At 69.2% G+C, this 12,309-nt stretch carries 8 protein-coding genes; 4 read left to right on the plus strand and 4 right to left on the minus strand.

Annotated features, from left to right (window positions below):
* The first annotated feature begins 127 nt into the window (after nt 1-127).
* From AWB92_RS01675 to AWB92_RS01685, 3 genes are all read left to right on the plus strand, one after another.
* The gene (locus AWB92_RS01675; RefSeq protein ID WP_085183780.1) at nt 128-2,698 is read left to right on the plus strand and encodes an ABC transporter ATP-binding protein/permease; all 2,571 of its coding nucleotides are present in this window, start codon (nt 128-130) and stop codon (nt 2,696-2,698) included.
* Nucleotides 2,695-4,443: an ABC transporter ATP-binding protein gene (locus AWB92_RS01680; protein ID WP_085184054.1), complete on the plus strand. Its 1,749-nt coding sequence runs from the start codon at nt 2,695-2,697 to the stop codon at nt 4,441-4,443. The genes AWB92_RS01675 and AWB92_RS01680 overlap by 4 nt, the downstream gene beginning before the upstream one ends.
* A 68-nt stretch (nt 4,444-4,511) precedes the next feature.
* Nucleotides 4,512-5,591 (plus strand): phosphotransferase, encoded by a 1,080-nt coding sequence (locus AWB92_RS01685; RefSeq protein ID WP_085183781.1) that lies wholly within the window; start codon nt 4,512-4,514, stop codon nt 5,589-5,591.
* On the opposite strand, the gene AWB92_RS01690 is transcribed toward AWB92_RS01685, so the two are convergent.
* Genes AWB92_RS01690 through AWB92_RS01705 form a run of 4 tightly spaced genes read right to left on the minus strand, consistent with a single transcriptional unit; the run spans nt 5,577 to nt 11,434 of the window.
* Nucleotides 5,577-8,918 (minus strand): LuxR family transcriptional regulator, encoded by a 3,342-nt coding sequence (locus AWB92_RS01690; RefSeq protein ID WP_173817324.1) that lies wholly within the window; start codon nt 8,916-8,918, stop codon nt 5,577-5,579. The two genes, AWB92_RS01685 and AWB92_RS01690, sit on opposite strands and share 15 nt — an antisense overlap.
* Nucleotides 8,919-8,969: 51 nt before the next feature.
* The gene (locus tag AWB92_RS01695) at nt 8,970-9,395 is read right to left on the minus strand and encodes a pyridoxamine 5'-phosphate oxidase family protein (RefSeq protein ID WP_085183782.1); all 426 of its coding nucleotides are present in this window, start codon (nt 9,393-9,395) and stop codon (nt 8,970-8,972) included.
* Between the two features lie 48 nt (nt 9,396-9,443).
* Nucleotides 9,444-10,265, minus strand: a complete 822-nt coding sequence (locus AWB92_RS01700) for a mycofactocin-coupled SDR family oxidoreductase (RefSeq protein ID WP_085183783.1) — start codon at nt 10,263-10,265, stop codon at nt 9,444-9,446.
* Nucleotides 10,262-11,434 carry an acyl-CoA dehydrogenase family protein gene (locus tag AWB92_RS01705; RefSeq protein ID WP_085183784.1) on the minus strand — a complete coding sequence of 391 codons (1,173 nt, stop codon included), beginning with the start codon at nt 11,432-11,434 and terminating at the stop codon, nt 10,262-10,264. The genes AWB92_RS01700 and AWB92_RS01705 overlap by 4 nt, the downstream gene beginning before the upstream one ends.
* A gap of 99 nt (nt 11,435-11,533) precedes the next feature.
* On the opposite strand from AWB92_RS01705, the gene fabG reads away from it, so the two are divergent.
* Nucleotides 11,534-12,307 (plus strand): 3-oxoacyl-ACP reductase FabG, encoded by a 774-nt coding sequence (fabG, locus tag AWB92_RS01710; protein WP_085183785.1) that lies wholly within the window; start codon nt 11,534-11,536, stop codon nt 12,305-12,307.
* The last annotated feature ends 2 nt before the right edge of the window (nt 12,308-12,309 follow it).

Consider the following 12,309-nt stretch of genomic DNA (forward strand, 5'->3'; position numbering starts at 1 on the left):
TAAGGCAACCCTTAGTTTGTGGTTACTTACCTACTCGGAGGGTCGCTGAATGCAGTCGGTTGCGTCTTGTCGGGGCGGCCGGCCGCCGCTGATCGCTGAGACAGAGGTCGTCGGGGCGGATCGCTAAATGGCGCGCGGATTCCAGGGGGTGATGCTGCGCAGCTTCGGCGCCCGCGACCACACCGCGACGGTCATCGAAACCGTCCGCATCGCGCCGCATTTCGTGCGGGTGCGGATGCAGTCGCCCACGCTGTTCGACGAGGTGGAGGCCGAACCCGCGGCCTGGCTGCGGTTTTGGTTCCCGGACCCCGACGGATCGAGCACCGAGTTCCAGCGCGCGTACACGATCTCGGAGGCGGACGTCGCCGTCGGCCGCTTCGCCGTCGACGTCGTCCTGCACGAGCCGGCGGGCCCGGCCTCGTTGTGGGCGCGAACCGTGCAACCCGGCGCGACGATCGCGGTCATGTCGCTGATGGGCTCGTCGCGCTTCGACGCGCCCGACGAGCAACCGGCCGGCTACCTGCTGATCGGGGATTCGGCGTCGATCCCCGGGATCAACGGGATCGTCGGAACAGTCCCCGACGATGTCCCGATCGAGGTGTACCTCGAGCAGCACGACGACAACGACGCGCTGATCCCGCTCGCGAAACACCCACGGCTGCGGGTGCATTGGGTCCCGCGCCGTGACGAAAAGTCGCTGGCTGCGGCGATCGAGAGCAGGGACTGGTCGAACTGGTATGCGTGGGCCACGCCCGAGGCGACGACGCTCAAGCACGTCCGCACGCGGCTGCGCGACGAGTTCGGGTTTCCCAAGTCCGAGATTCACGCCCAGGCCTATTGGAGCGCCGGGCGGGCCATGGGCACCAGCCGTGGCGACGAGCGGGAAACCTCAGAAACCCCAGTGCCACAACCCGAACGGTCGACACCGTCGCCACCGCCCCGCGGCAGCTGGCGCGCCCAGGGCGCCGGCCGGTTGCTCGCGCCGCTGCGCCCCGCGCTCATCCTCTCCGGCGTGCTGCAGGCGGTGATCACACTTGTGCAACTGGCGCCGTTCGTGCTCCTGGTCGAGTTGGCCCGGCTGCTGGTATCCGGCGCCGGCGAGCAGCGGCTGTGGACCCTGGGCATCGCGGCGGTTTCGCTGCTGGGGCTCGGCACCGTGCTCGGCGCCGCGCTCACGCTGTGGCTGCATGTCCTCGACGCGCGCTTCGCCGGCGACTTGCGCTCACGGCTGTTGACCAAGCTGTCCCGGTTGCCGCTGGGCTGGTTCACCGCCCGCGGATCGGGGTCGATCAAGCAGCTGGTGCAGGACGACACACTGGCGCTGCATTATCTGGTCACCCACGCCATCCCGGACGCGGTCGCCGCCATCGTCGCGCCGGTGGCGGTGCTGATCTACCTCTTCGCCGTCGACTGGCGGGTGGCGCTGGTGCTGTTCGTTCCCGTCCTGGTCTATCTTGTGCTGACGTCGTCCATCACAATTCAGTCCGGCCCACGCATCCCGCAATCGCAGCGCTGGGCGGAGCGGATGAGCGGGGAGGCCGGCGCGTATCTCGAAGGGCAACCGGTGGTTCGGGTCTTCGGCGGCGCCGCGGCGTCCAGCTTCCGCCGCCGCCTCGACGAGTACGTCGGGTTCCTGGTGGCCTGGCAGCGTCCCCTCGCCGGCAAGAAGACACTGATGGATCTGGCCACCCGTCCCGCGACGTTCCTGTGGCTCATCGCGGCGGCCGGCACCCTGCTTATCGCGGGCGGGCGGATGGATCCGGTCGACCTGCTGCCGTTCCTGTTGCTGGGCACCACGTTTGGCGCGCGCCTGCTCGGCATCGCCTACGGGCTCGGTGGCATCCGCGCAGGGATGCTGGCCGCCCGGCGGCTGCAGAACGCGCTCGACCAGCCCGAACTCGAGGTGCGAGGGCAGGAGGCGCCCCGAGGCGACGCGCCGGCGACCGTGGTTTTCGATCGCGTCGGCTTCGGCTATCGCCCCGGCGTTCCGGTGATCCAAGACGTGTCGCTGACGCTGCGGCCTGGCACCGTGACCGCGCTGGTCGGCCCCTCCGGCTCGGGGAAGTCGACGCTGGCCGCGCTGCTGGCCCGATTCCACGATGTCGAGCAGGGCGCGATACGGGTTGGGGGACAGGACATTCGGTCGCTGAGCGCCGACGAACTCTACACGCGCGTCGGCTTTGTGCTGCAGGAAACCCAGCTGGTGCACGGCACGGTCGCGCAGAACATCGCGCTGGCCGTCCCCGATGCCACCGCCGCGCAGATCGAGGCCGCGGCCCGTCAGGCCCAAATCCACGACCGCATCATGCGACTGCCGCAGGGCTACGACACGATGCTGGGTGCGGGCAGCGGGCTGTCGGGCGGGGAACGCCAACGGCTCACCATCGCCCGCGCCATCCTCGCCGACACTCCGGTCCTGATCCTCGACGAGGCCACGGCCTTCGCCGACCCGGAATCGGAATACCTTGTGCAGCAGGCGCTCAACCGGCTCACCCGGGAGCGGACGGTCCTGGTGATCGCCCACCGGCTGCACACCATCACCCGCGCCGACCAGATCGTCGTTCTCGATGAGGGCCGGATCGCCGAACGCGGCACCCATGAGCAGCTGCTCGCCGCGGACGGACGCTATCGCCGGCTGTGGGACACGGGCCACGGCAGCGCGGTCCCGGCGGCCGCGGCGGGGGAGGCGGCGCGATGATCCGCACCTGGATCGGCCTGGTTCCGAAAGAGCGCCGCGCCAAGGTGTTTTCGTACGCCGCGCTCGCCCTGATCTCCGTGGTGGTGCGGGCGTTGGCCACGGTGCTGCTGGTGCCACTGGTGGGCGCGCTCTTCGGCGGCGAACCGCACCGCGCGCTGGTGTGGCTGGGCTGGCTCACCGCCGCGACCGCGGCCGGCTGGGCGATCGACAACGCGACCGCGCGCATCGGCCTGGATCTTGGCTTCGCGGTGCTCGACCACAGCCAGCACGACCTGGCGGACCGGCTTCCGGAAGTGCGGCTGGAATGGTTCACCGCCGAAAACACCGCGACCGCGCGGCAGGCCATCGGGGCGACGGGCCCGGAACTCGTGGGCCTGGTGGTCAACCTGCTGACGCCGCTCGTCACGGCGACCTTGCTGCCGGCGGCCATCGCGCTGGCGCTGCTGCCGGTGTCCTGGCAGCTGGGCCTGGCCGCGCTCGGCGGCGTGCCGCTGCTGCTGGGCGCGTTGTGGGGCTCCGCGCGGCTGGCGCGCCGCGCCGACGCCGCGGCCGCCGCGGCCAACACCGCGCTCACCGAACGGATCATCGAGTTCGCCCGAACCCAGCAGGCGTTGCGGGCCGCGCGGCGCGCCGAGCCGGCCCGCAGCCTGGTGGGCGAGGCGCTGGCCGCACAGCGCGGGGCGACGATGCGGCTGCTGGCCATGCAGGTTCCGGGCCAGCTGCTGTTCAGCATTGCCAGCCAGTTGGCCCTCATCATGCTGGCGGGCACGACGACGGCGCTGGCGCTGAGCGGGACCCTGAGCGTGCCGGAGGCCGTCGCGCTGATCGTCGTGATCGCCCGCTATCTCGAGCCGTTCACCACAATCAGCGAGCTGGCCCCCGCGCTCGAGAGCACCCGCGCCACCCTGGACCGCATCCGGTCCGTGCTCACCGCGCCCGTCATGCAGGCCGGAGCCGCCACGCTGCCCGGGCTCGCCGCGGCCCCGCAAATCGAGTTCGACGATGTCACCTTCCGCTATGACGGCGCGAGCGCGCCGGCCCTCGACGGGCTGAGCTTCTCGCTGCGGCCGGGCACCACGACGGCGATCGTCGGCCCGTCCGGATCGGGCAAGAGCACCATCCTGGCGCTGATCGCCGGCCTGCACGAGCCGACCCGGGGCCGCGTGCTCATCGACGGTGTCGACGCGGCGACCCTCGACGCCGAGACCCGGCGCGCGACCAGCAGCGTCGTGTTCCAACATCCGTACCTGTTCCACGGCACGATCCGCGAGAACGTCTTCGCCGGAAACCCGGCCGCCGGAGACGAGCAGTTCGCACGCGCAGTCGCCCTGGCGCGGGTCGACGAACTCACCGGCCGGCTGCCCGACGGGGCGGACACGGTCGTCGGCGAGGCCGGGTCGGCGCTGTCCGGCGGAGAGCGGCAGCGTGTGAGCATCGCGCGTGCCCTGCTCAAGGACGCGCCGTTGCTGCTGGTCGACGAGGCGACCAGCGCCCTGGACACCGAAAACGAGGCCGCGGTGGTCGACGCGCTCAGCGCCGATCGGCATGCGCGCACCCGGGCGATCGTCGCGCACCGCTTGGCGAGCATTCGCCACGCCGACCGGGTGCTCTTCGTGGACGACGGCCGCATCATCGAGGACGGCACGGTCGACGAACTGCGTTCCGCGGGCGGACGTTTCGAGGAATTCTGGCGCCAGCAGCGCGAGGCCGCGGAGTGGCACATCGCGGTCGATCACGGCGGTTGACCGCGGCTCTTGCCGTATGCCTTACAGTTGATCGGTCAATTGACCGTCGGAGCGCTGGAGGCCTGCCCATGGATGCGGTGGTTTCGATTCCCCGGTACCCCGGCGACGTGACCCCGGAATGGCTGTCGGGTGTGCTCAGCGAACGGCGCGCGCCCGTCGCGGTGTCGGGCGTCGACGTGGTTGCCATCGGCACCGGCCAGACCGGCGCCACCTACCGGGTCGCGGCCAGCTACGCGAAGAATCCCGGTGACCTGCCGCAGACCTTCGTCATCAAGCTGCCCGCCCAGGACGACACGGTGCGCGACCGGGTCGTCATCGGATATCGCAGCGAATGCGCGTTTTACTCATCCGTGGCCGATCGGGTGCAGGTGCCGACGCCGGAGTGCTTCTATTGCGAGATCACCGAGGACGCAATGGATTTCGCGCTGTTGCTCGCCGATCAGGCTCCGGCGGTGCAGGGCGACCAGCTCGCGGGCTGCGGCGAAGCCGAAGCGCGCCTTGCGGTTACCGCCCTGGCCGGCCTGCACGCGCCCACCTGGTGCGACCCGGTCTGGCTGGGCTTCGAAGGCATCGCGTTCGGGCGGCCGGACGAGGCCGGTGCCAACGGCATGGGCGAGGTCGCGAAGATGAGCGCTGAGATCACCCTCGAGAAGCTCGGCGGCCGCATGAGCCCCGAGGACCGGGACACATTCAGTGCGGCAATGGGTTTGGTGGCGCCGTGGCTACTGGCCGAGTACGACCGGTTCTCCCTACTGCACGGAGACTATCGACTGGACAACATGCTGTTCGATCCCGACCGGACGCGGGTCAGCGTGGTCGACTGGCAAACCCTCGGCGTCGGCCTGCCGGCCCGGGATCTCGCCTACTTCACCGCCACCAGCCTGAACCCGCAGCTGCGCGCGAGCCTCGAGGAAGACCTCGTCGCCGACTATCACCGAGCGCTGACGATTTCCGGGGTCACCGGCTACGACCGCGAAACGTGCTGGCGCGACTACCGGCTCGGCGTGCTGCAGGCGCCGCTGATCTCGGCGCTCGGGTTCGCGTTCGCCGCCGCCACCGAGCGCGGCGACGACATGGTGCTCGCCATGCTGACCCGGGGGTGCCGGGCGATCCGCGAGCTGGGGACGCTGGAGCTAATCGAGCACTGACCGGCGGGTCACTTCCTGGGCCAACTGCATGCGAGACGTGAGCCCTAGCTTGGCGTACACATGGGTCAGATGCGACTGCACGGTGCGCGCCGAGATGAACAGCCGGTCACCGATGTCTTTGTTGCCCAATCCCTCGCTGACGAGACGGACGACGTCGCGTTCGGCTGGGGTCAGCGAGTCCCAACCGGTGGGCGGCCGTTTGCGTTCGCCACGCCCGCGGCGCGCATATGCGATGGCTTCCTCGGTGGACAGGCCGGCCCCGGCCGCCCAAGCGTCATCGAACTCGTTCTCTGTCAACGCCTGACGTGTCGCCGCCACCGATGATTCGTACTCGGTGTCGTAGACCCGGAAGCGGACCACGCCGGTGCGTCGGCGGACCGCGCAGGCCGCGCCAAAGAGCCGCGCTGCTTCCAGGTGGCTTCCGGCGTCGTGGGTCAAACCGGCGAGACACTCCAGCAGATCGGGGACGAATAGGTGCGCCCGCAGTTCGGCGGAACCGGTCAGCGCATCGTGGAGGTCGCGCCCTGCCTGCCCCGGCTCGTTTTCCGCCAACGCCACGCGCGCCCGGGTCGCCAGCGCCTGCACCATGAACCAGCCTCGCCCGCCTGCGACGTCCTCCTCCGCGAAGCGACGCGCGGACTGCAGATCGCCACACGCCAGCGCGACCTGGGCCGAGGGCTTGGCGGTGGTGGTCGCGAGCGGCCAGCCGTCGAACCGCTCGCGGGCCGCCTCGCTGGCATCGATGGCCGCGTCCACATCCCCCGCGGCCAGCGCCGCGAACGCCAGCGACGAGTACACCACGCCTTGCATGTACCGGCCGATCTCCGCCGCGCCTTCGAGCGCCTCCGTTGCCAGAGAGCGCGCTTCGTCTGCCCGCCCGAGGTGGGCCAGCACGTGGCATAAGCGCTCGCGGGCAGATACCTGCCAGATCAGGGCGTGCGCCGCATCGGCTTCGGTCACCAGTTCGCGAAGTTGCTCCGCGGCGCCGGCGACATCCCCCAACACACACTGCGCCCCGGCCAGACACCACCGGCATCCGCGTGAATAGCCGTGGTCGCCGACCCCGTCGGCGAGGTCGCGGCCCTCCGTCGCGGCTGCGACCGCAGCGTCCAGGTCTCCCGAGCCGATGATGGCGGTGAGCGCCTGGCTGTAGAGAAGCTGCCCGAGCCTCCACCGATCGCCCATGGCCCGGGCCAAGCTCTCCGCCTCCGATAGGTATGGTTGGGCCACCTCGGCGTTCCAGGCGGCGAGTCGGCCGCAAGTGGTCAGGGTGCGCGCCAGCAGCGCCGGATCGTCCAACTCACGCGCGATGGTCAGTGAACGTTGCGCTCGCGCAAAGCTTTCCGCATCGCGCATGTTATCGAGAAACGCCTTGTCGGCCAAGGCTCGCGCCACCATCGTGGGTGCCACTTCGGCACCCGGGGCCTGGGCGTCGGCCAGACCGAGATCGAGCCAATCGGATCCTTCCCTGAGGCGGCCGCGCGTCAGCCAATACGGCTGCAGGGAAGTAACGAGCTGTAAGGCGCTGTCGATGTCGGAGTTCTCCCGGCTCCACGCGAAAGCCGCTCGCAGGTTGTCGATTTCGGTTTCGACGCGGCCGAGCATCAGCTCCAGGCACGCGCCTCCCGGGGCGTCGACTGCCGCCGCCATTGCGGTGAAATAGTCCCTGTGGCGGTTCCGGACAGCTACGGCTTCCACGGATTCGCCGAGCTTTTCCTGCGCGTACTGACGGATAGTTTCCAGCAACCGGTAGCGTGTTGGCGCCCCGTCGGATTCGGCGATCACCAACGACTTGTCAACGAGCAGTGCAAGCACATCCAGCACCTGATGCGGCGCTAGGTCGTTGTCGCAGACCACTTGGCGGCAGGCTTCGAGGTCGAACCCGCCCATGAAGGCGCCGAGTCGGCGGAACAAGGTCCGCTCGGGCTCGGTCAACAGCATATGTGACCAGTCCACCGATGCGCGCAGCGTCTGCTGGCGGCGCACCGCCGTTCGCGATCCACCGGTCAGCAACCGAAAGCGGTCTTGGAGGCCGGCGAGAATCTCGTTGGGCGACAACGCCCTTACCCGCGCCGCCGCCAATTCGATCGCCAGCGGGATGCCGTCGAGGCGATGGCAAATCTCGCGCACGGCGGCCGCATTGTTGTCATCGACGGTAAAGCCGGGCCGTGCCTGGGCGGCACGGTCGCCGAACAGCCGGACCGCGTCCTCGGCGAGCGACAGGGATGGCACCCGCCAGGTCACCTCGCCGCTGATGCCGATCGGTTCCCGACTGGTGGTCAGGACCGTCAGCCGGGGACAGGCCGTCAACAGCGCGCTGGTCAGCTCGGCACTGGCGTCCAGCAGATGCTCGCAGTTGTCGAGCAGCACCAGCATCTGCCGGTCGCCGATGAACTGCAGCGTGCTTTTCACCGGAGATCGCCCCGGCTCATCCGGGAGCCCGAGCGCCCGGGCGGCCGTGGCGGGAACCAGTTCTGGATCGGTGAGCGGAGCTAGATCGACATACCACGCCCCATCGGCATACTCGCTCGCGACCATGGCAGCGACCTGTATCGCCAGCCGCGTCTTGCCCACCCCGCCGGCACCGGTCAACGTCACCAACTTGTTGCGCTCAACGATCTCGCGCACGGCGCCCATCTCGGCCTCTCGACCCACGAAGCTGGTGAGCTGGGCCGGAAAGTGTTGGGCGGCAGCAGCCTCGCGCTTGCGAAGCGGGGGAAACTCGTTGCAGAGGTCGCGATGGCTCAGCTGCACTACGCGCTCGGGGCGAGGCAGGTCGCGGAGCAGATGGGTGCCCAGATCGACCAACCACGCGTCGGCGGGGAGCGTGTCGGCAACCAGGTCGCTGGTGGTGCCCGACAACACCGTCTGGCCGCCATGGGCGAGTTCGCGCAGCCGCGCGGTCCGGTTGATGGCCGGCCCCACATAGTTGTTCTCGTCGCGCAGCTGCACCTCGCCGGTGTGCACAGCGATCCGTAGTCGCAACGGGGCCAGCGGAGCTCGCTGCAAGTCGAGTGCACACGTCACCGCATCGGACGCCCGGCCGAACGCGATGACGAAGCTGTCGCCCTCACCCTGCTCGACGGGGCGGACGCCGCGATGGAGCGCCACCAATTCGGCAAGCGTCCGATCCAGGTTGGCGATCGCCGCGGTCATCTCCGAAGGCTGGGATTCCCACAACTGGGTCGAACCTTGGACGTCGGCCAATAGCAGAGTGACAGTGCCGGTCGGCAGAGGCGCGTTCATGGCTTCGCTGGTGCCCAGTTCGCTCCAGTCCAGCGGCGGCGTATCCGCCAGCGGATCGGTTTCGCTCATGTTAGCCAGCATGCGCTCGTCGCATGCGGCAAAACATCCGCGTATGCGCGTAGATTTCCGCGCTTAGAGGTCGCCGGTGAAGTCGGCGGACAGCCACCGGTCCGGGCGGATGGTGTACAGCACCTCCTCGACGCCCTCCATGCTGGCGAGGAATGCGCGCGCGCCCTCCTCGCCGAGGTACCGGATGGCGATGGCTTCCTGCACGTCCGCCGGGGCGGGCCGGGTGGTGTCGACGACCGTGCCCTCCACCACCACGTACTGGTACGGCAACTCCTCGCGCTGAACCACCAGCGTCACCGCGCCCGCGCGCTCGATGAGGCGAGCCTTGCGCGTCGCTGCGCCGGTCATGATCCGGATGTCGCCGCCGGGTGTGTAGTCGTACCAGATCGGGACGCTGGCCGGCGGCCGGCCGTCGGCGGCGACGGACAGGACGCCCACGTGGGTATCGGCGAGGAACTCCTGACGTTCGGTTTCGCTGAAAGCTTTCATGCCGCCTAGCAACGCCGATCCGTGTCGGCTATCTCCCGTGACGGCCGGTCAGTATTGCGTCGAACCCTGGTCGACCGGGATCTGCGCGGCGGTGACGTTACGCGATTCGTCGCTGGCCAACCAACACACGGCGTCGGCGACCTCTTCGGGCTCGGCGGCCCAGGTAGGCAGGAACGGTGTGAGCATGTTGGCCAGCTGCGGGTTGGTTTCCATCGCCTTGGCCATCGCCGCGATCATGTCGCCCGATCCCATCGGGGTGTTCACCGGACCCGGGTGCACGCTGTTGACCCGGATCGAATGCTTACCCAACTCGGCGGCGAACGCGCGCGCCATCCCGGCGACCGCGTGCTTGCTGGTGGTGTAGTGCACCATGAACGGCTGCAGCTTCATCCCGGCCGCGGAACTGATCAGGATGATCGAGCCGCCACGGCCCCCTTCGATGATCTTCTCGGCGCCCGCCATCACCGTGTTCCAGACGCCGGTCACGTTGATCTCCATGACGTCGCGGAACGATTCGGGCGTGATGTCGTTCCACGCCTGCGGCGCCGAGATGCCGGCATTGGCGACGATGATGTCGAGGCGCCCGAAGGCGGCGACACCGTCTTCGACCACCCGCCGAAGCTCGTCGAAGTCACGAACGTCGGTGGTGGTGGCCAAGATTCGGCGGTCTGTCTGTTCGACCAGGCGCACGGTTTCGGCGAGGTCGTCCGGCGTGGCGGAATCGTAGGGGACGCACGACGGCAGTTTGGCGGCGATGTCGACGGCGATGATGTCGGCGCCCTCCCCGGCCATCCGAACGGCGTGGGCCCGACCCTGGCCGCGCGCCGCCCCGGTGATCAGGGCCACCCGCCCCGCCAACCGGCCGCTCATCGCTGCGCCGCCTTGACGAGGTTCGAACCGATGATCAGTCGCTGGATCTCGCTGGTGCCCTCGTAGAGCCGCAGCAGGCGCACGTCGCGGTAGATGCGCTCGGCGGGAACGCCGTGCATATAACCGCTGCCGCCGTGGACCTGGACGGCGAGATCGGCCACCTTGCCGGCCATCTCGGTGCAGAACAGTTTGGCGGCCGACGGCGCGATCCGGCGATCTTCGTTGGTGACCCACAGCCGCGCGGCCTCGCGGACCAGCGCCCGCCCGGCCAGCACCCCGGCCTGCTGGTCGGCGAGCATCGCCTGTACAAGCTGAAAGCTCCCGATCGGCGTCCCGCCCTGGGTCGCCGTGGCGGCATACGCCACCGATTCGTCGAGGGCGCGTTGCGCGGCGCCCACCGCGATCGCCGCGATGTGCACGCGGCCGCGCGCCAACGACGTCATCGCGGCCCGGTAGCCGATGTCCTCGCTGCCGCCGATGAGCGCGTCGCCCCCGACGCGGACGTCGCTGAAGCTGACGTCGGCGGTCCAGGCGCCCTCCTGGCCCATCTTCGCGTCCTTGGCTCCCACCTGGACGCCCGCGGCGTCCGCTGGGACCAGGAAGACAGCGATTCCGGGGCCCTTCTCGTCGGCCGGCCTGGTTCGCGCGAACACCACGAACAGGTTGGCGACGGGCGCGTTGGTGATGAAGCGCTTGTCACCGGAGATCACCCACTCGTCACCGTCGCGAACGGCCTTGGTCCGCAGGCCGGCCGGGTTCGAGCCGGCGCCGGGCTCGGTCAGCGCGAACGAGGCGACGACGTCGCCCGACGCCATCGACTCCAGCCAGCGGCGCTTCTGTTCGTCGGTGCCGAAGCCGACGAGAACCTGTCCCGCGATGCCGTTGTTGGTGCCGAACATCGACCGCACCGCAAGTGAGGTGTAGCCCAATTCCATTGCCAGCTCGACGTCTTGGACGAGGTTCAGGCCCAGGCCGCCCCACCGCTGGGGGATCGCATAGCCGAAAAGGCCCATCTTCTTGGCGTGGTCGCGCAGGTCGTCCGGCACCCGGTCGTCGTTCAGGATTTCCGGCTCACGCGGGACGACGGCGCTGCGGACGAAGTGCCGGGTCTGGGCGAGGATCTCCCGGAAGTCCTCGTCGGGTACTTCCTGGACTTCGGCGGTCGTCATAGGCGGGCGCTCCTCTTTGGAAGTTGTCGCTGGGCCGCGGCGCACCCGGCGCCGAGCGCGATCCTATATGAAATATGATATTCGACCGACGGGTACCCCATGCGGGAGCAAAGCGAGGAAGGCGGGATTCACGTGTCGTTGCTGGACGGTCAGACTGCAGTCGTCACCGGTGGTGCGCAAGGGCTGGGCTTCGCGATTGCGGAGAGATTCGTCGCCGAGGGGGCGCGGGTCGTGCTCGGGGACGTCAACCTCGAGGCCACCCAGGCCGCGGCGGGCAAACTGGGCGGCGACGAGGTGGCTCTGGCGGTCCGCTGCGACGTGACCCAGGCGGCCGAGGTCGAGACGCTGATTCAGACCGCCGTCGAGCGCTTCGGGGGCCTGGACATCATGGTCAACAACGCGGGCATCACCCGCGACGCGACGATGCGCAAGATGACCGAAGAGCAGTTCGATCAGGTCATCGACGTGCACCTGAAGGGGACGTGGAACGGCATCCGGCTGGCGGCGGCGATCATGCGCGAAAACAAGCGCGGCGCCATCGTGAACATGTCGTCGGTGTCGGGCAAGGTCGGCATGGTCGGGCAGACAAACTATTCGGCGGCCAAGGCCGGGATCGTCGGGATGACCAAGGCCGCGGCCAAAGAGCTTGCCTACCTCGGGGTGCGGGTCAACGCGATCGCTCCCGGCCTGATTCGCTCGGCCATGACGGAGGCTATGCCGCAACGCATTTGGGACGAGAAGGTTGCCGAGATTCCGATGGGCCGTGCCGGCGAGCCGAGCGAGGTCGCGACCGTCGCCCTGTTCCTGGCCTCCGATCTGTCCTCGTACATGACCGGCACCGTGATGGAAGTCACGGGCGGCCGGCACATCTGAGC

It is taken from the genome of Mycobacterium sp. IEC1808, from assembly GCF_002101935.1.
Classification (GTDB): domain Bacteria; phylum Actinomycetota; class Actinomycetes; order Mycobacteriales; family Mycobacteriaceae; genus Mycobacterium.

What these genes read in the sequence shown, in the direction of transcription:
- AWB92_RS01700 (WP_085183783.1), bottom strand. Translation starts at nt 10,265, where the DNA reads ATGAGCGGCCGGTTGGCGGGGCGGGTGGCCCTGATCACCGGGGCGGCG.
- AWB92_RS01690 (WP_173817324.1), bottom strand. Translation starts at nt 8,918, where the DNA reads ATGCTGGCTAACATGAGCGAAACCGATCCGCTGGCGGATACGCCGCCG.
- AWB92_RS01705 (WP_085183784.1), bottom strand. Translation starts at nt 11,434, where the DNA reads ATGACGACCGCCGAAGTCCAGGAAGTACCCGACGAGGACTTCCGGGAG.
- AWB92_RS01685 (WP_085183781.1), top strand. Translation starts at nt 4,512, where the DNA reads ATGGATGCGGTGGTTTCGATTCCCCGGTACCCCGGCGACGTGACCCCG.
- AWB92_RS01675 (WP_085183780.1), top strand. Translation starts at nt 128, where the DNA reads ATGGCGCGCGGATTCCAGGGGGTGATGCTGCGCAGCTTCGGCGCCCGC.
- AWB92_RS01680 (WP_085184054.1), top strand. Translation starts at nt 2,695, where the DNA reads ATGATCCGCACCTGGATCGGCCTGGTTCCGAAAGAGCGCCGCGCCAAG.
- fabG (WP_085183785.1), top strand. Translation starts at nt 11,534, where the DNA reads ATGCGGGAGCAAAGCGAGGAAGGCGGGATTCACGTGTCGTTGCTGGAC.
- AWB92_RS01695 (WP_085183782.1), bottom strand. Translation starts at nt 9,395, where the DNA reads ATGAAAGCTTTCAGCGAAACCGAACGTCAGGAGTTCCTCGCCGATACC.